Source organism: Chitinivorax tropicus, assembly GCF_014202905.1.
GTDB lineage: Bacteria > Pseudomonadota > Gammaproteobacteria > Burkholderiales > SCOH01 > Chitinivorax > Chitinivorax tropicus.
On record NZ_JACHHY010000005.1, the window covers coordinates 82,304 to 99,252 of the forward strand.

17 protein-coding genes are annotated in these 16,949 nt (G+C 55.4%); 7 read left to right on the plus strand and 10 right to left on the minus strand.

Features of this window, described 5'->3' with window-relative positions; all coding sequences use genetic code 11:
• Nucleotides 1-17 precede the first annotated feature (17 nt).
• A complete protein-coding gene (locus HNQ59_RS05305) occupies nucleotides 18-899 on the plus strand; it encodes a hypothetical protein (protein WP_184036167.1) in 882 nt (293 codons plus the stop codon).
• Nucleotides 896-1,543, plus strand: coding sequence for a GIY-YIG nuclease family protein (locus HNQ59_RS05310; RefSeq protein WP_184036170.1), 648 nt, complete (start codon nucleotides 896-898; stop codon nucleotides 1,541-1,543). The genes HNQ59_RS05305 and HNQ59_RS05310 overlap by 4 nt, the downstream gene beginning before the upstream one ends.
• A gap of 90 nt (nucleotides 1,544-1,633) precedes the next feature.
• Here the strand turns inward: HNQ59_RS05310 and HNQ59_RS05315 are convergent, their stop codons facing one another.
• The 3 genes from HNQ59_RS05315 to HNQ59_RS05325 form a co-directional block, all read right to left on the minus strand.
• Nucleotides 1,634-1,828, minus strand: a complete 195-nt coding sequence (locus tag HNQ59_RS05315; RefSeq protein WP_184036173.1) for a hypothetical protein — start codon at nucleotides 1,826-1,828, stop codon at nucleotides 1,634-1,636.
• Between the two features lie 969 nt (nucleotides 1,829-2,797).
• Nucleotides 2,798-3,286: a type II secretion system protein gene (locus HNQ59_RS05320; RefSeq protein WP_184036176.1), complete on the minus strand. Its 489-nt coding sequence runs from the start codon at nucleotides 3,284-3,286 to the stop codon at nucleotides 2,798-2,800.
• A gap of 99 nt (nucleotides 3,287-3,385) precedes the next feature.
• The gene (locus HNQ59_RS05325; protein WP_246490855.1) at nucleotides 3,386-5,239 is read right to left on the minus strand and encodes a phosphoenolpyruvate carboxykinase (GTP); all 1,854 of its coding nucleotides are present in this window, start codon (nucleotides 5,237-5,239) and stop codon (nucleotides 3,386-3,388) included.
• 313 nt (nucleotides 5,240-5,552) lie between these two features.
• Between HNQ59_RS05325 and HNQ59_RS05330 the strand changes: the two genes are divergently transcribed.
• A complete protein-coding gene (locus tag HNQ59_RS05330) occupies nucleotides 5,553-6,245 on the plus strand; it encodes a DUF599 domain-containing protein (protein ID WP_184036178.1) in 693 nt (230 codons plus the stop codon).
• 52 nt (nucleotides 6,246-6,297) lie between these two features.
• Here the strand turns inward: HNQ59_RS05330 and HNQ59_RS05335 are convergent, their stop codons facing one another.
• Complete coding sequence (locus tag HNQ59_RS05335; protein WP_137935779.1) at nucleotides 6,298-6,507, minus strand: cold-shock protein; 210 nt, start codon at nucleotides 6,505-6,507, stop codon at nucleotides 6,298-6,300.
• 222 nt (nucleotides 6,508-6,729) lie between these two features.
• Nucleotides 6,730-8,538: a Sel1-like repeat-containing protein kinase family protein gene (locus tag HNQ59_RS05340; RefSeq protein ID WP_184036180.1), complete on the minus strand. Its 1,809-nt coding sequence runs from the start codon at nucleotides 8,536-8,538 to the stop codon at nucleotides 6,730-6,732.
• A 192-nt stretch (nucleotides 8,539-8,730) separates the two neighbouring features.
• Between HNQ59_RS05340 and HNQ59_RS05345 the strand changes: the two genes are divergently transcribed.
• The 3 genes from HNQ59_RS05345 to HNQ59_RS05355 all read left to right on the plus strand — a co-directional run bounded on the left by HNQ59_RS05345 (nucleotide 8,731) and on the right by HNQ59_RS05355 (nucleotide 10,630).
• Nucleotides 8,731-9,033, plus strand: a complete 303-nt coding sequence (locus tag HNQ59_RS05345; protein WP_184036182.1) for a hypothetical protein — start codon at nucleotides 8,731-8,733, stop codon at nucleotides 9,031-9,033.
• Between the two features lie 263 nt (nucleotides 9,034-9,296).
• Nucleotides 9,297-10,130 carry a ferritin family protein gene (locus tag HNQ59_RS05350; protein ID WP_184036184.1) on the plus strand — a complete coding sequence of 278 codons (834 nt, stop codon included), beginning with the start codon at nucleotides 9,297-9,299 and terminating at the stop codon, nucleotides 10,128-10,130.
• Between the two features lie 131 nt (nucleotides 10,131-10,261).
• Nucleotides 10,262-10,630, plus strand: a complete 369-nt coding sequence (locus HNQ59_RS05355) for a VOC family protein (protein WP_184036185.1) — start codon at nucleotides 10,262-10,264, stop codon at nucleotides 10,628-10,630.
• A gap of 4 nt (nucleotides 10,631-10,634) precedes the next feature.
• Here the strand turns inward: HNQ59_RS05355 and mmuM are convergent, their stop codons facing one another.
• Nucleotides 10,635-11,579 (minus strand): homocysteine S-methyltransferase, encoded by a 945-nt coding sequence (mmuM, locus tag HNQ59_RS05360; protein ID WP_184036188.1) that lies wholly within the window; start codon nucleotides 11,577-11,579, stop codon nucleotides 10,635-10,637.
• Between the two features lie 196 nt (nucleotides 11,580-11,775).
• On the opposite strand from mmuM, the gene HNQ59_RS05365 reads away from it, so the two are divergent.
• A complete protein-coding gene (locus HNQ59_RS05365) occupies nucleotides 11,776-12,396 on the plus strand; it encodes a hypothetical protein (RefSeq protein ID WP_184036190.1) in 621 nt (206 codons plus the stop codon).
• A 143-nt stretch (nucleotides 12,397-12,539) separates the two neighbouring features.
• On the opposite strand, the gene HNQ59_RS05370 is transcribed toward HNQ59_RS05365, so the two are convergent.
• The 4 genes from HNQ59_RS05370 to flhF all read right to left on the minus strand — a co-directional run bounded on the left by HNQ59_RS05370 (nucleotide 12,540) and on the right by flhF (nucleotide 16,642).
• Entirely contained in the window at nucleotides 12,540-13,289 is a 750-nt protein-coding gene (locus HNQ59_RS05370; RefSeq protein ID WP_184036192.1) for a flagellar motor protein, read from the minus strand.
• 79 nt (nucleotides 13,290-13,368) lie between these two features.
• Complete coding sequence (locus tag HNQ59_RS05375; RefSeq protein ID WP_184036194.1) at nucleotides 13,369-14,124, minus strand: RNA polymerase sigma factor FliA; 756 nt, start codon at nucleotides 14,122-14,124, stop codon at nucleotides 13,369-13,371.
• Between the two features lie 135 nt (nucleotides 14,125-14,259).
• On the minus strand, nucleotides 14,260-15,135 hold the full coding sequence (locus HNQ59_RS05380) for a MinD/ParA family ATP-binding protein (protein ID WP_184036196.1): 876 nt from the start codon (nucleotides 15,133-15,135) through the stop codon (nucleotides 14,260-14,262).
• A complete protein-coding gene (gene flhF / locus HNQ59_RS05385) occupies nucleotides 15,128-16,642 on the minus strand; it encodes a flagellar biosynthesis GTPase FlhF (protein ID WP_184036198.1) in 1,515 nt (504 codons plus the stop codon). The genes HNQ59_RS05380 and flhF overlap by 8 nt, the downstream gene beginning before the upstream one ends.
• Between the last annotated feature and the right edge of the window lie 307 nt (nucleotides 16,643-16,949).

The window sequence follows — 16,949 nt, forward strand, 5'->3', positions numbered from 1 at the left end:
GAGTTAACCACCCCGCCATGTCGGTGGCTGTCCTCGCGCTCACGCGCTGCGGGCTGCCGCCAACACGGCAGGCTGAACTATATGAACAGGCAGCATCCCTTGATGTTTTAACCTTTTGTGGTTCAAAATTCACACTAAAAGGCATGTTGCCCATTATGATGGTGTATATATTACACAATAAAAGCGAAATTGTATTGCTTTTGGTGTATTTTTTAAACAATTATTTATTGCTTGAACCACAGCATAAGGAGAGCGAAATGGCCGAGCGATCGCAAGGGAAGGAAATAAGTCACCGTCTACGAGGGATGGTTGAAAAGCGTTTTACGAGACGGGGGCGATTCAGAGAACTTGAGGAGATTAGCAGCATCAGCGGAAGCAGATGGAAAAATTTTTTCTATGGCCGTCAAGAAGCAACCTTGGAGATGGTTGACTTTTGGTGTAAAAAATACCCTGATGAGCGAGATTGGCTATTGGATGGGCCATTACAAAAGAAGGTTGAATCGGCCACATTTAATGTTCGTCCCATGCTTCAAGAACGACCTAACCGTACCATTGCTGAGCGGTTGACTTGGGTGATTTTTGAATGGGCAGCTCCGTCGGGAGAGGAGTTATTTCGCTATCTGGAAGAAAAGTCAAACGGTACCGTTCCTGCCGATGACTGGAAACAGGTCATCATTCATGCAAAGCCCCCCAGTGCCGCAATGGTCGCAGTAGTGGGAGATTACCGACCTCACTTCATTGAATGGATTATCATGGGAGTGACTACAGGGGATGGGCAGGTTGACCCTACTGACAAGGAATCCATTGATAAATGGAACACCCGCTTGCAGGAGCAATGGAATAGAGTATTTAACATGCTCATGACAGCAAGACAGCAGCAAGACGAATGTGACAAATGAATACTCCCGACGATTTGTTTTCGGCCCTTCCTGCTGACTTCTGCGATGTCCATGTAGAAAACGAATTGGACGCACGCCGGCTGCTGTGGCTGATCGAGAAAATCGGCGCGGAAAAAGTCAGGAAGTCTGCGTGGAAGTACAAGTACTACCCGGAAAGTAAAATTTTCGTTTCAGTGCTGTTGAAGTGGCATCAGCTCAAGGTTCCCGCCGCCGTCTACGCTCCTGTCAGCGAACCCATCTATCGCGTGTACATCGTTCCATCATCGAGAGGAGCCGCTTTCAAGGTTGGCTACACCGGGCGAATGGTCACTGATCGTTTGCGGGCTTTTGTTTCATTGGGGGCACTCCTGGAAGACGCTTTTGATATTGCAAAAGGCATATACATCCAAGTCGCCGACAAACCGGAAGCTCTGGCGTTGGAGCGCAAGCTCAAGGCGTGCTGCACCAAGTTTGCCATCGAAAATGCCTATCTCATGGGCTTTGCTCCCTTTGGCGCGTGTGGCCATAAAGAATGGTTCACGTTGGAAGCGCTACCATTAGCGGAAGCTGAACTTTCTGCGCACGGTTATACCGCCCGCAAAATTACCGACACATTGGAATGGCCAGACCTTTTGGATAGTGCGGAGATATTCGGCAACGGATGAGGTCGATTCATACACAAAGGGCCACCAATCCATTTCAGAAACGCAGACATGAAAACGCTGACCTTTATCCAGCACGCCGAAAACGTAAAGTCAGCAGCCACCGCCTGACGAACTACGACTTTCAACTTCTATCCGCGCCAGCAGCTTGGCACGCCGTTCGGCCCACGATGCCTTTGCTTCTTCTTGCGTCACCCATACAGTGGCAGGGGCGTCAGCCTCGACCAGTCCACGCGCAACCTGCTCACGAAACCACGCATCGTATTGCTGGCGTTCATCTTTTCGCATGAAATCCGCTCCTGGTAAAAAACAGAGAGCCTTGGGGCGCTGCCCCAAACCCCGCCACGGCCGCGTGGACCTCGGGGCGCGGGAAAGAAAACCTTTCCCCGCCCCGAGGTTAAGCCTTGGGTCACTCCGATGGAGTAAAGGAGCGGCCGCCGCTTCGCGGTCTCCCGAGCCGCCCCTTGACACCATCTCCGCTCATGGGGCTGCCCTTGAACGGGCATGCGAACTAGGGTTTGCTAATTTAGCAACTAGGCAAAAATTAGCTCAGAGCCTTTGCCGTCTCTATTTTTTTCAACGGCTTAGGGCGTTTTTCTGAACTATTAAACGTCACAACTGCATCCCATATAATCTCCCCGGATTCGGCTACAAAATTCAGCATGAAATCACGAAGAAGCTTAGACTTTTTCAGGGCATATGCATCTTTATACATTTTTAAATGAATTTATGTCATTAAAAAATGACAATTTGAGTCATAAATTTATGACTTTCGTGAGTTGAGTTTAGCCATGCCCTCAACTTTTCCTGCTTTCCACTCAGGCCAGCTCGATGTCGCCGCTAAGGCGGTCGTGACTGCACCTTCTATGGCAGCACTGGCCAGCACTTTGACCCAGGGCAAAAGGCTGGCGCAGCATGGGTGCCCACAGGAAGCAACTGATAGACTTGTCTAATACTTAGTTTTAGAATGCCTGCCCGATCAGTCTTCTGGCGGGAAAATTTTCATGATGTTTGCAATTTTATTAGATGCTACACCACGGCAAAGCCCCGCCGGATATAGTTTTCGAAGTGATGTACCGCCTGACTTGTAATCAGGGGGTCATCAGTTCGAATCCGATAGGCGGCACCAAATAAAAACGCGAATTCAGTAATGGATTCGCGTTTTTCTTTTTGGGCTCGGTTGGATTATTTTTTTGAAAAACCAGCTGAGTTTGCAATGGCCGCAATCAAGCAATCATCGATTTCGCTTGGTCTTGGTCACCAGTCTTTGTATGGGATGCCGTTCAGGCCTTTATCTGGACTCGTTGAGTAGACGCTAAATACATCGTCGCCGGGTTGTGGGTTGTCCCGCGGGCTTTGAGAATTCCGGAGCCCCCACGTTTTCTCGGGTGCTACTTCTTTATTCTTGAAGAATGGGTCGCGCGGGATTTGGCGAAGATAAAAAATTTTCTTCCCAGGATTTTTCTCATCGGGTACCCCATTCGCTAGCTCTGGCAGTGACCTGGGATAATGGGATTCTGTATTGAGTTTGGCGATCCGGCCTGTATCAGCATCGGCTTTGTATGTGTCAATAGCTTTTCTGATTTCCGTAAGGGCCTGCTTGAGTTCGGCTTCCTTTTGCTTTTTGGCTGCGTTGAGGGCAATCGGGGTTGCCATGGTGGCCAGAATGGCAATGATGGCCAAGGTGACCAGCACCTCCATCAAGGTAAAGCCATTGCGGAATGTTTGAATGGGCTGAGTGTTCATGATGGCATTGTAACGCGTTGGTCAGAAGATGGGGATGGCATTTCCATCAAACAAAAAGGTGAATCCGAGAATTCACCTTTTTGTTTGGTCAGCTGCTGATCAGCGATCGGTCAAGGCCAAGCGGAGAAGTTCGCGCTTGAGAACCAGCTCACGTGGTAAGCGTTCTTTCAGTTTCTCGAATAGCTCGCCATGTTCATCCAGCTCTTTCTGCCACAACGCTGCATCAATAGAGGTGACTTGGTCAAAATCCGCTTGGGTGAAGTTGTCCAGCCCTGTCCAGTCAATGTCGCCATAAGATGGCATCCAGCCGAGCGCGGTTTGGCGTGCTGGTGCATTGCCCGTGCAGCGATTGACAATCCACTGCAAGATTCGCATGTTTTCTCCAAACCCTGGCCAGATGAAGTTGCCATTTGCATCGGTGCGAAACCAATTGACGCAGAAAATGGCGGGCTTTTCATCGACGATATGGCCCATTTGCAACCAATGGTTGAAATAGTCGCCCATGTGGTAGCCGCAGAATGGCAGCATGGCAAAGGGGTCACGGCGCGTTTCGCCTTGCTTGCCCATTGCCGCTGCGGTGGTTTCCGACCCCATGGTGGCCGCCATATAGACGCCGTAATTCCAGTTGAATGCTTCCACGACCAATGGAACCGCATGCGACCGGCGTCCGCCGAAGATGAAGGCGGAGATGGGCACCCCAGCAGGGTTTTCCCAGTCTTCATCGATCGAAGGGCACTGTGATGCGGGTGCAGTAAACCGTGCGTTGGGGTGAGCGGCTTTGCGGCCTGTTTCTCGTGCGATTTCCGGGGTCCAGTCTTTGCCTTGCCAGTCGATGAGGTGTGCAGGAGCTTCCTTGCTCATGCCCTCCCACCAGACGTCTCCATCATCTGTCAGTGCCACATTGGTGAATACGCAGTTTTCCTTCAGCGTGGCCATGGCATTGGGGTTGGTTTTTTCTGAGGTACCGGGAGCGACGCCGAAGTAACCCGCTTCGGGGTTGATGGCATACAGCCGTCCATCCTGGCCTGGTTTGATCCAGGCGATGTCATCACCAATGGTGGTGACCTTCCAGCCGTTGAATGCCTTGGGGGGGATCAGCATCGCAAAGTTGGTTTTGCCGCATGCAGAGGGAAAAGCTGCTGCCACGTAGGTTTTGCGCCCATCAGGGGATTCGACGCCCAGGATCAACATATGCTCGGCCAGCCAGCCCTGATCGCGGCCCATGGTTGAGGCGATGCGCAATGCAAAACACTTCTTGCCCAAGAGGGCGTTGCCGCCATAGCCTGAGCCGTAAGACCAGATCTCGCGGGTTTCGGGAAAATGGACGATGTATTTGGTTTCTTTGTTGCATGGCCAAGCGACATCCTTCTCGCCTTGCGCAAGCGGGGCACCTACGGTGTGCATGCAGGGTACGTAGTCGCCATCTTCACCCAGTACATCGTATACCGCCTTGCCCATGCGGGTCATGGTGCGCATGCTGACCACGACATAGGGGCTGTCGGTGATTTCCAACCCGATGTGTGCGATGGGGCTGCCCAGCGGGCCCATTGAAAATGGAACGATGTACATGGTGCGCCCGCGCATGCACCCTTTGAACAGACCGTTCAGCGTGTCCCGCATTTCAACGGGTGCAACCCAGTTGTTATTGGGGCCGGCATCGATTTTTTCTTGGGAGCAGATGAAGGTGCGGTCTTCGACCCGGGCGACATCGGATGGGTCGGATCTAGCGAGGAAGCTGTTAGGGCGGAGGGAGGGATTGAGCTTGAGGAGGGTGCCGGACTGAACCATTTGTGTGCAGAGGGTGTCGTATTCTTCCTGCGATCCGTCACACCAGTATATTTTCTCCGGCTCACACAGCTCCGCCATTTGCAGAACCCATTCAAGCAAGCGCTTGTTTTTGACGTATGCGGGCGGGTTAAGCTGGCCCGCACCGACCATAGTCGATGACAACATAGATTGATCTCCTGACAAAACAAAAAAAGAAACGCCGCAGATCAAATGTGCGCCTGGATTGCGCATCAGGTTGACCGGCTGGGCGGTTTCCTTGGCGGACTCGCTCCGCCTGGGCGCTTACCACAACCGCTGTCTCAATGGCCTGTTGTGTGCCGCAGCTTGGTTGCTTGATTGGAAGCTTGTTATATATGCCGGCATCGCCTACATTCAGTCCTGCTAGGTCGAGTCACCAACGGCATGTGTATTTTGTATAGCATTTTAGCTGAAGACTGGGCGCACGTCGCCACATGTGTCATATAAGTGAATTAAAGTGATGAGTTATCTGTCTATTTTCGATTGGCTGGCCTTGGCGTTTTTCCTGGCCTCTTGGTTTGGTTATGGGTATTTTGCGGACCGGGAGACTGAGAGTGGCCGAAGCCTGACGCACTATGTTCACTCCCACCGTATGCAGTGGATGCAGCAACTGATGTTGCGCGACAACCGGGTCACCGATTCGGCGCTGGTGGGTAATTTGATCAATAGTGTGTCTTTTTTCGCCACCACGTCCATGTACATCATTGCGGGTATTCTGGCCTTGATGGGGACTTCTGATCAGGTCATGTCTTTTGTCGCGGAGCTGCCTTTGTCACCGGGGGGTATCAGTAAAGCGGGGTGGGATATCAAGCTGATCTTGATGCTGGTGATCTTTATCTACGCCTATTTCAAGTTCACCTGGTCCCTGCGCCAATTCAATCTGTTGTCGATATTGATCGGCTGTGCGCCGTTGCCGGATCAGCTCGATGAACACGAGTCGTTTGCCCGCAAGGCGGCCATCATCAATACCCAGGCTGGGGAGGAGTTCAACCGGGGTATCCGGGCCTATTATTTTGGCTTGGCTGCGGTGGCATGGTTTGTCCGGCCTTCGGTGTTTGTGGCGTCGATTGCATTGATTGTCTATGTGCTGTACCGGCGGGATTTCAAGTCGAAGACGTTGGCTGCCATGCGGGGGGATGAAGGAAAGGCTTGAAATGAAAACAGGCCCTTTGTACAGGGCCTGTCTCTGATGGGGTAACAGTCGATCAGTTTTGCATCGGCTGGATATTGCTAGCCTGCTTGCCTTTCGGACCTGTCACAACATCAAACGAGACCCGCTGACCCTCTTTCAAGGTTTTGAAGCCCTGAATTTGGATGGCAGAGAAGTGTGCGAAAACATCTTCGCCACCTTCTGTGGGGGTGATGAATCCAAAACCTTTTGCGTCGTTAAACCATTTTACGGTGCCAGTTGCCATTTTCCCTCACCTACTTGTGTTGCATCCAACTTGTTGTGTGATTTGTTTGTGAACCGGAACGCCTATTTGTAATGGTGTTACTCGTAGAGTTCAGATTCTAGAACGGCATTTAAGAGCAAACCCTTGTACGAGTCAAGAGACTTGTGATGACGCATGAATAGATTACTGTAAGCGTTTGAAGCAATATGCATTTCCATGTATAAGGCAGCCCTGATATATGCGCTATTCCAGACGATATTTCGCCTTGACAACACTGGCTAATCGACGACCTTGCTGAAGCTCATCCTTACTGATCTGTGACTCCAACGTTGATAGTTGCGAACGTGCGGCCAGGTTTCCACCTTGGGCTGCAATGCTCAGCCAGACATAGGCTTTGACATTGCTTTGCGCCAATCCTCCCCGGCCATGCAAGTTGAGCAGCCCCAGGTTGTACTGACCCATGGCATTGCCTTGCTCGGCTGCTTTGCGGTGCCAGGATGCTGCTTGCTCATCATTGCGCTCGACCCCTTTGCCCGTCATGTACAGGTAGCCAAGTGTTGCCTGGGCTTCCGCATGGCCTTGTTCGGCAGCCTTGCGATACCAGGCGGCGGCGGTTTCCAGGTTGGTTTCAACGCCCTTGCCGTTCCGATAGGCATTGGCCAATTCCAGCTGGGCAGCGGCATCGCCATGGTCGGCGCTTTGTTTCAGCTCGGCCAGCGGATCAGTGCTGGGAGTGGCGCGCTCAATGGCTGGCTCCTCTTGCGGCTGGTTGGGTGCTGAGGCTTCAGTTGGCGGGGCTGGCGGGGTATCTTGTGCTGCCACGGGTGGGGTGGGTTGAGCCGCAGGTGGCGCAGGCTGGGCTGCAGGGGGAGGGGTGAACTCCGCTGTGAGCTCCTGGGGCGTCCATAGCGCCCACAGGCCCGCCACGAAAGCGACCAGTACCCCAGCACCGATGGCGACGTAGGTAGTCAGTCGCTGGCGTTTCTCCGCCTTCTGCCGGGCCGCATCCAGCGCGCCGCTTAGATGGCTGTCTTTGCGATTGGGCGGAAAGGGGTCTGGGGTGTTGCTGGCAATGACATCGGAACGTGGAACATAGGCGCTGGCAGGTGTCGGCGCTAGCGAAGACACCGAGCCAAGGGAGGGCACTGTGTCTACCAGGGCGGGCTGAGGATCAAGCTCAAAGCGGCGTAATTCAGCCAGCAACGCATCGAAGCCGCGATAGCCGCCTTTCCAGAAGGTCTTCTGCATGCGTTTCAGGATCTTGGGCAGTTTTTCCTGATGATACGCGTTGAAATAATCGATTCTGCGTAGTGAGATCTGTGAAAACCAGTACCCCAGGCTATGCATGTCTACATGCCAGTCCAGGCGGTTGGCGAGTATGCTGGACAGCAGCGTGGTGTCGTATTTGCCTTTGCTGATCTCAGAAAGCTCAAACCACCCCAGCTTCCCTGTCTCGTTCACGATACGCATATAGCTTTGCCAGTCGGCCTGGATGGCTTCCCTGGCGGCGGGCGACAGGTAGCCCGCGTTTTTGTGATCGGGATCGATGAAGAGGGGTTTTTCCAGTGGGTGTTGATGGCTATGGGCATTGCTGAAATCGATCAGCCGGATCGAGGTGAAATCGATATGCCGGCTTGAATCGAGATTGATGCAGATCGCATCGGGCCGCAGGCTGCCATGCACAACACCTTTCCGGTGCAGGCTTTCCGCGATCTCGCAGACGGCGATCATCAGCCGGATCAGGTCGCTGGAGCGCTGGAAGGGATGATCGAGGCTGGAGGTCGGGGTGGTCAGCCACTGTGACAGCGTGTAGCCAGGCGCCTCGACCACCAGAATCCGACGTTCGACATCGACCCCGATGAATTTGGCAACATAGGGATGCTGGTGATTGAATTCCTGTAAAATACGGGCTTCCTGACATAGCCAGTAAGCGGCGCCGGGGTGGGCTGGTGACAATATCTTGCACCAGCGCTCGGTGTGTTTCGAGCTGAGAAATTTTTCGATCTGGATGATCGGAGTCGGGATGACGGGTTGTTCGCCGAGGTTGGACATATGGGTGCGCAACTTTGTCGATATTGATCGGTCTTTTGCGAAGCCGTAATTGCATTGGCATGCTTGTGTGTGGGCGGATTATGCCATATTCGTGCACACATGCCTGTTTGCGGCCTGTACTGTTTTGAATTCACCGTCAAGCCAGCTGCGAAAAACGCGCCGCCCTTGATGGTTGTAGTATGAGGATGACACATGATCAAGCGAATTGCGATGGTGTTGATGGGCTGCTTGCTGCTGGGGCCGGGCTTGGTGAGTGCTGAAGATGGGCCACCACCATTGCCTGGTGATGTACCCGGAACGGCAATCGCCCAGCCGGCACCGAAGCCACAGGCCAAACCGAGCAAGGTTGAGCAACGTAAGCAGTTGAAAGGCAAGGCTGTCAAAGGCAAGCGCCAGGTTGCCCAGGCGAGCAAGAGAAAGGCCGGACAGGCCAAAGTGGGCAAGTCGGTCAAACGGCCTGCTGTTGCTAAAAAAGCTGGGAAAAAGCGTCGATAACCGGCACAATGCGATGCAAAGATTGAAGACGGGGCTGCTGCGGCAGCCCCGTTTCCATTTGTGGGCTGCATTTCTAACAAGCGCTTGAGTCGAGCGCCAGCAAAAAAACTGCCAGTACGTGGGCGGACGACCCGATTCGGATCAAGTACCCTGACATGCCATATGCTGTGGTTGAGACTGGGGCTGCGGTGCGTTGGAAATGTCATCAAGCTGTTTTGTCCCTGGTATATAGTGTGTTGAAACTACCCGATGGAGTGAGACCGATGTTGTATCCCGAACTGTTTGTTTCGCTGGAAAAAGCACGTTGGAATATGCAGGAAGACATCCCTTGGCATCAATTCGATGGCTCTCTGTTGACCGACGAGCAGGCACATACGGTCAAGATGAATGCCATCACTGAATGGGCCGCGCTGCCCGCAACTGAGATGTTCTTGCGTGACAATCGTGATGATTCCGATTTTTCCGCCTTCATGTCGATCTGGTTCTACGAGGAGCAGAAACACGCGCTGGTGTTGATGGAGTATTTGCGCCGATTCCGCCCTGAGCTTTGTCCAACGGAGGCAGAGCTGCATGCAGTGCGCTTCGATTTCGATCCGGCCCCCAAGCTGGAAACCTTGATGCTGCATTTCTGTGGCGAAGTACGGCTGACGCAATGGTACCGCCGAGCGGCGGAATGGCACACCGAGCCGGTGATCAAATTCATCTATGACACCATCTCACGCGATGAAGCACGCCATGGTGGGGCGTATCTGAAGTATATGCGTCGTGCCATCGAGCGGTGTGGGTTGGAGGCCCAGCGTGCGTTTGCCAAGATCGGCGTGCTGATGGCGTCAAGTAATCGTGCCGGCAAGCCACTGCATCCGACCAATCTGCACGTCAATCAGTCGTTGTTCCCCAACGACACGGTTCAAAGCCGCCTGCCTGACCCGGATTGGCTGGAGCGCTGGCTGGATAAGCAGATCCAGTTTGGCAAGGAGTGGGAGGAGCGGGTGGTCGGTGGCATTTTGCGCAATCTGTCGAGCCTGTTCGACGTGGAATTCAAGTCCGTGGCAGATCTGAATCGCTTCCGGAAAGGCTTGTCTCCGGTTGCGTCATGATGAGTGCGGAGTGATTTCGGGCTGGGGCGGTTGAGGCCTTGCGTTGTGCGCAAACCAGTGTGCGGCCCGATACCTGGCACGGTGGCAATCAAAGGCGCTGAATCCAGTGCCATCACGTCGAGGAGCGATATATGAATAACCCAGTCGGTTGGTTTGAAATCTATGTTCAAGACATGGCCCGTGCCAGAGCGTTTTACAGTGCGGTATTCGATGTTGAATTGTCGAAGCTGGACACGCCCGAGTTCGATATGTATGCGTTCCCGATGGAACAGGAGAAGTATGGTGCAACAGGGGCGCTGGTCCACGTATCAGGTGTTCCCTCGGGCGGCAATAGTGTACTGGTGTATTTCCACTGCGAGGATTGCAGTGTCGAGGCAGCCAAGGCAGAGGCAGCGGGTGGGCGGGTCGAGCGCCCGAAAATGTCGATCGGGCAGTATGGCTTCGTGGCAATGGTGATCGACACAGAAGGCAATATGATCGGTCTGCACTCCATGCAATGATCGCTTATCGGTCTGTGCGGGCCCATTGACTGATGGCGGCGATGTCGGCAGGCGTCGTGCGACAGCAGCCGCCAATCCAGTTTGCCCCTGCCTGCTGCCAGCCGTGGGCTGCTTCTCCAAAGGCTTGTGGGTCGGTCGAGCCTGCCCAGGTCTTGTGGACAGCGTCATAGCGTTCGCCTGAGTTGGGGTAGGCCAATAGTGGTTTCGCAGTGGCTTGGCGTGCTTGGGCCAAGAGGGTCGGCACCCAGGCTGGAGGCAGGCAATTCACGCCCAGAGCCAGCAGCTGTGGGTTTTTAGACAGCACGTCCATACACTCATCCAGGCGGTTGCCTTCGGCAATGTGTACCTCGTCTCGGCATGAAAAACTTAACCATGCCCATGCCTGAGGAAAGGCTTCATTCAGCAGGTGGCTCAACACGCGGGCTTCTTGCAGGCTGGGAATGGTCTCGAAGGCCAGCAGGTCGGCGCCTGCCGCCAGCAAGGTGGCGATCCGGTCATGATGAAAATCCCATAGCGCTTGATCACTCAATCCATACTGGCCACGGTATTCGTCACCATTGGCCAGATAAGCCCCATAGGGCCCGACAGAAGCAGCAACCAGTGGCAGTGGCTCGTGGGGTTTGAGCGCCATGAATCGGGCGCGGGCAGATCGGGCCAACTGCACGGATCTGGCCAGCACTGCTGACGCTTGCCCCCGATCCAATCCTCGCGCCGCCAGCCCCGCAAAGGTGGCTTGATAACTGGCGGTGGTGACAATGTTGGCGCCCGCCAGCAGATAATCCAAGTGAACTTGCTCGATCAGTGCCGGGTTGTCGATCAGCATCCGTGCAGACCACAGGCGGTCTTGCAGCTTGGCACCGCGCCGCTCCAGCTCGGTGGCCAGTGCGCCATCCAGCACGATCAGCGCTTGCTGATGCTGTATCGCGGCGAGGTGGTCAGGTGTAGACATGTGAACGCTTTGAGTATGCCTGGATGCACTATTGTAAATGGAGTGTTGTCGTTGTACTCGGTCTGCTGCCGGGAACGTTGACAGGCAAACAGCGTCAAAGTGGCAAACAATCTGTGATGAAGATGTGGAAACCAAAGCGGATTGGGGTGGAAGGCGCGGCTGTATTCCAGTGAATATAACAAACGGGAGAATGATGATGTCTGTGCTGGATGATATGCGACGGAATCCAGAAGCAACGATTTTGGGTGAGGATTTCTTTGTGGATGTGCGTGGTTATAAGACCAAGGCGGATGCTACCAAGCACTGTGAGATAGGGGGGGCGGTTACGTTGGTGCTGGAGGGCAAGCAGGGCGGTGTCAATCGGATCTCTTTGAAGGCGGGCGGGACGGATTATTACTTTCCGTGGGTGAATCGGGGGATCGGTGAATGTGTTGTGCCGGCAAATGCGCCCAACGGCACAATTGTTGTGACAGGAGGGATGAATGGCTGTGCCTTCCATGTGACCCAGAGTGGCAACAATCTCATCTTCTACCACGATGCGGATAGTTGTAAGTTAGGCGTGCTGAAAGCGCCGGTGGGCGATCAACTGTGCCGGGTCGAGCCGGATCTGTACATGAAGATCCCTTATGGCGAGACTTTGGTGATGGAGGCAAAAGATGGGAGCGCCTATCTGTACCAGATGATGTGTGTCAAGCATGCTGACAGATGGAAGCTGTTTTACAGTGGAATCATCATCGGGCCGGGCATCAGCATGCCAGTCAAACGGTCTTTCACCCCAGGGGTGAGTAAATTTCTGCTGAGTTTCGATGTGGCCTAGTCTCTAGGTTTGGTGCTGTTGGCCCGACGATGGCGCCCCGGCTGGCTTCCAGCGCACTCAAGGGGTGCCAATCATCGGCTCAGGGAGGCAAGGGTGATCAACAGCACCTGCTCTGCCTGGGCAGGCAAGCGGGCCAGCTTGCATCATACGATGTAGCCCGCCAGCTTGCTCTCCACCAGCCGGGGGTTTTCACCGTTGGCAATGGCGATCAACCCATCGATCATCATTTCCTTGAGCGCCACCTGGTTTTCAATATGTGCCTTGAGCTTGTTGGCAATGGGCAGAAACAGCAGGTTGGCACTGCCCACTCCATAGATGGTGGCGACAAAGGCCACGGCAATCCCCGCGCCCAGCTTGGATGGATCGGAGAGGTTTTCCATGACGTGGATCAGCCCCATGACCGCACCAAGGATGCCGATGGTCGGCGCGTAGCCACCCGCCGCCTCCCACACCTTGGCGCTACGGCGGGTGTGTTCTTCGTAGGTGTTGATATCCAGCTCCAACGCATGGCGCAATGCTTCAGGCTCCGCACCATCCACCAGCATCTGCAGCCCCTTTTGGATGAATGGGTCTTTTTGTCCGCTGATCTGGGCCTCCAGCGCCAGCAGACCGCCTTTGCGACTGGCCTGGCTCCAGTCAATGATGAGTTTGAGCTGATGATGCGGGTGGTAGGGCGGGGGGACGAATATCCATTTCGCGAGCCGCAGCCCAGTCATGAAAGTGCTGGGTGAGCTTTGCAACATGACCGCACCCACCGTGCCGCCGATCACGATCAGAAAAGCGGTGATCTGCAACAGCGAGCTGATATGCCCGCCCTCCAGAACCTGGCCGCCGACGATGGCCGCCACGGCGATGATGATGCCAAACAGGCTGATCTTGTCGAAGTTTTGCATGAGGCGATTGCAATATTTGTCTGGATTGAGGGTGAGTCAAGTAGCACTTGACCGATCGTTGGTTGAAAGATGATGCCGCTTATTCACCATGCTTGGCTTTGCGCTTGCGCCCGGGGTTGGCAGGCACCCAATCTCCCAGTTGCGCCCGTAGGCGCGCAATGGCTTGGCTGTGCAGCTGGCAGACCCGTGATTCGGTGACACTCAGCACCTCACCGATTTCCTTCAAATTCAATTCTTGTTCGTAATACAGCGCCATGACCATCTTTTCCCGCTCCGGCAGGGCCTCAATGCCCAGCTTCAGGTGTTTGCGGAAATCGGCGTCGTCCAGCGTGTGGAACGGGTTGGCTTGTGCATCCGCAGCAAATCGATCCAGCTGCTCATGTTCGCCATCTTCATCGTAATCATCGTAATAGATCAGTTGATACCCGCGTGCATCGTCAAGCATCTGCTGGTAATCCGCCAGGGACAGATTCATCTCCTTGGCGATCTCCTGCTCGGTGGCGGGGCGTCCAAGCCGCTGCTCAAGTTTTTGTATGGTGGCCTCGATCAGCCGTAGGTTGCGCCGTGTGTTGCGGGGCATCCAATCTGCTTCGCGCAGGAAATCCAGCATGGCGCCCCGGATGCGTTGCGACGCATAGGTCTCGAACTGCGCTCCCTGTGTGGGATCGAAATGGTGGGCGGCTTCCATCAGCCCGATCAGGCCGGTTTGAATCAGGTCATCCACTTCGACACTGGCGGGTACTTTGGTCATGAAGTGGTAGGCAATGCGCTTGACCAAAGGCGCGAACTGATGAATCCGGTCTTCCGGAGTGACGCCGATATCCGGCTTGTACATACAACCCTCTTCAAAACCTGGTGGTGAAGTGCCTGCTGAGCCATGCCAGCGGTACTTGCCGTTGTTCTGTTACCTCAGCATAGGCCAATTGTGGACGCTTTGTCCGGTCTCGCCGCCTGCCTGGTGCCCAGGTCATCAGGAGTGCTCGGCAAAGGCACGGCTACTTTGAATCAACCGATGCAGCAGCCCCGCCGGCGCGAACCGGTCATCAGACGGCTGTGGCCAGCGCTGGATGATATCTGCAAGCTGGGTGAAGGCCATACTGGCTTCCGCATCGGCAAAAGCCGTGACAACGGGCTGGCACAGCCGATTTGCCCGGGCCAGTTTTTCATCCTCTGGCACATAGCCGATCAATTTCATCTGGACATCGATGAAGCGTTGCGCCACTTCCTGTAGTCGTTCAAACACCGCTGACGCCTCGGCAAAGCTGTCCACCCGATTGACCAGTACGCGAAACGCCCGTTGTCCGTAGTCTTTGTTCAACCGTTTCATCATCGCATAACCATCGGTCAGTGATTCCGCCCGATTGCACACCACGACGACATTTTCCGCTGCCACTAGATTCAGGCTGGGTATGCGGTCCCCCACGATGGCCAACGCATCGATCAAGATGATGTCGATGGCCGAGGTCAGCTGATTGAATTCAAATGCCAGCCGGTCCTCTTCCTCTGCACTCAGCAGGGCCAGATGCCGCTGTGCAGCAGACATCTGCATGATACCGACCCCGGCGGTGGTTTCGTTCCACAAAGCCGCCATCGGCAGGCGCTTGGCCAGCGCCTGGCCCCAATCCATGATATGCGGCATGGCCAGTCGTTTGGCAATATTGGCCTGGCTGTCGTGCTCATCCAAAATCAACACCCGCTGCCCGGCCAGGGCCAGCGCCAAGGCCAGGTTGGCGACGATGCTGGTGCTGCCGGTCTGGCCTCGACCACCATTGAAGCAGATGCTGCGCGGCGTGGGGCGCGCAACCAGCCGCCGTAAGCCGGCTGCCTGGTCTTGCCAATCAGCCATGTATGCCACCTACGTCCAGCGGGCTGCTGACGGCGCTGGCCCGTGCGGCAGCCTGCAACGGGTATTCGTCAGGCCGCAGCACGTAGGCTGACGGGTCTTGCATCATACGCAATGCGCGATCGAGCAGATACAACGGGTTGGCCAAATGCAGATCTTCCGGTACGCGCTGGCCATTGGTGACGTAATGCAGGGTCAGCCGATGGCGGATGATGACATCCAGGCTGTCGCCCAGCAGCGCAGCTTCATCGATCTTGGTCAGGATGCAGCCTGACAGGCCATCCGCCTGATAACAGCGGACGACATCATCCAGGGTGCTGCCCTGAGCCGTGGCCGAGAGCAGCAGAATCCGCCGTACCGTGGTGCCAGGGCTGGTCAGCATGGCGATCTGCTCAGTCAGCCGCTTGTCACGTTGGCTCATGCCGACTGTATCGATCAACACCATGAAACGATTGCCCAGGTCCGACAGCGTCAGCTGCAGATCGGACTCGTCCTTGACTGAATACACTGGCACGCCCAGGATCTTGCCATAGATCCGGAGCTGGTCGTGGGCGCCGATCCGGTAGCTGTCGGTGGTGATCAGGGCCACCTTGCTGGCGCCGTGTTTCAGCGTGCAGCGCGCTGCCAGCTTGGCCACGGTCGTGGTCTTGCCGACACCGGTCGGCCCGACCAACGCATAGATGCCACCGGATTCGATCAGGTCATCCCCCGCTGCGATCACCGGTAGATTGCGTTGCAATGCGGCCCGCACCCAGCGCAAACCCGTGTCGGCATCGTAATTGGCTGGGATATGCTCCAGCAGCTGGCGGCACAAAGCGGGGCTGAAGCCAAATGACAGCATGCGGCGGAAGACCTCCAGCTTGGCTGGCGCGTGCTTTTGCATGTCGCTCCAGGCAAAGCCTGCCAATTGGCCCTCCATCAGTGTGCGCAATGCCTTGAGCTCTGACATGATGGACTGCATCTGCTCCACGCTGTCATCGGCCTTGGCGGCTTTGCCGGCACCATTGGGCTTGGGCGCGTCCTGCTCCACTACATAGCGCTGCGCGGGTTTCACATTCAGCGTCGGCTCGGTCTTGCTTTCCTTGGCCGGCACGGGCGGCTCGACAGCCAGCTTGGGCGGTGTAAACGGCATGGGCGCCGCAGGTGGCTTGCTGGCAGGCTCCTGTGGCACGGTAGTACGAGCTGGTGCTGGCGGCGGGCTGGAGATGGCCGTGACGAAGGCATCGGCATCGCCTGGGTCGTCGTCCGGCAAGGCATAGGTATTCTGCAGCTGCCGCCCACGAGGGGTGTCAGCAGGCGGCGCGGATACAACCGGCTTCGGGCGATTGTTGAGGGTGCCCGAGGGAGCGGTGGTCAAGGTGGCGACATCCGTATCGGATACCGCCATGATCTCCACGCCACCGCCAGCGATCTGGCGGTTGGCAAGGATCAACGCATCAGGGCCCAAAGCGTCGCGAACTTGGCGAAGCGCATCACGCGTATTGGTGCCGTAAAACTTTTTGACGATCATGGCATGCCTGGGCACGTGTTTCGCGATCTCATCGATTTCCGAATGATTCGGGAATCGACACGGTAGTTTGTTGAACCTTTCCAGCGCCTGGCGGTCTGTAAGGGCTCAGCAAACGGATATGCGACTGGTTTGGCGCGGTAACGGGTTGATCGGGCAAGAGACAGCCAAGCATTCACCAGACTGTGAATGGGCGAGGGCAGTGGCATGAATGACGCGCAAGCCGACCAGCAGCGATACACGCATTCACGGGCGGCCCATATGGCCCCGCCAGGGTGGATACAGTGATGGCTGCTGATGACAACTTGGC

Coding starts and splice junctions, on each gene's coding strand:
- HNQ59_RS05345 (WP_184036182.1), top strand. CDS start 8,731: ATGATCAAGCGAATTGCGATGGTGTTGATGGGCTGCTTGCTGCTGGGG.
- HNQ59_RS05335 (WP_137935779.1), bottom strand. CDS start 6,507: ATGGCAACTGGCACCGTAAAATGGTTTAACGACGCAAAAGGTTTTGGA.
- HNQ59_RS05380 (WP_184036196.1), bottom strand. CDS start 15,135: ATGGCTGATTGGCAAGACCAGGCAGCCGGCTTACGGCGGCTGGTTGCG.
- HNQ59_RS05340 (WP_184036180.1), bottom strand. CDS start 8,538: ATGTCCAACCTCGGCGAACAACCCGTCATCCCGACTCCGATCATCCAG.
- HNQ59_RS05320 (WP_184036176.1), bottom strand. CDS start 3,286: ATGAACACTCAGCCCATTCAAACATTCCGCAATGGCTTTACCTTGATG.
- HNQ59_RS05330 (WP_184036178.1), top strand. CDS start 5,553: ATGAGTTATCTGTCTATTTTCGATTGGCTGGCCTTGGCGTTTTTCCTG.
- HNQ59_RS05305 (WP_184036167.1), top strand. CDS start 18: ATGTCGGTGGCTGTCCTCGCGCTCACGCGCTGCGGGCTGCCGCCAACA.
- HNQ59_RS05370 (WP_184036192.1), bottom strand. CDS start 13,289: ATGCAAAACTTCGACAAGATCAGCCTGTTTGGCATCATCATCGCCGTG.
- mmuM (WP_184036188.1), bottom strand. CDS start 11,579: ATGTCTACACCTGACCACCTCGCCGCGATACAGCATCAGCAAGCGCTG.
- HNQ59_RS05350 (WP_184036184.1), top strand. CDS start 9,297: ATGTTGTATCCCGAACTGTTTGTTTCGCTGGAAAAAGCACGTTGGAAT.
- HNQ59_RS05325 (WP_246490855.1), bottom strand. CDS start 5,239: ATGTTGTCATCGACTATGGTCGGTGCGGGCCAGCTTAACCCGCCCGCA.
- HNQ59_RS05375 (WP_184036194.1), bottom strand. CDS start 14,124: ATGTACAAGCCGGATATCGGCGTCACTCCGGAAGACCGGATTCATCAG.
- HNQ59_RS05310 (WP_184036170.1), top strand. CDS start 896: ATGAATACTCCCGACGATTTGTTTTCGGCCCTTCCTGCTGACTTCTGC.
- flhF (WP_184036198.1), bottom strand. CDS start 16,642: ATGATCGTCAAAAAGTTTTACGGCACCAATACGCGTGATGCGCTTCGC.
- HNQ59_RS05355 (WP_184036185.1), top strand. CDS start 10,262: ATGAATAACCCAGTCGGTTGGTTTGAAATCTATGTTCAAGACATGGCC.
- HNQ59_RS05365 (WP_184036190.1), top strand. CDS start 11,776: ATGTCTGTGCTGGATGATATGCGACGGAATCCAGAAGCAACGATTTTG.
- HNQ59_RS05315 (WP_184036173.1), bottom strand. CDS start 1,828: ATGCGAAAAGATGAACGCCAGCAATACGATGCGTGGTTTCGTGAGCAG.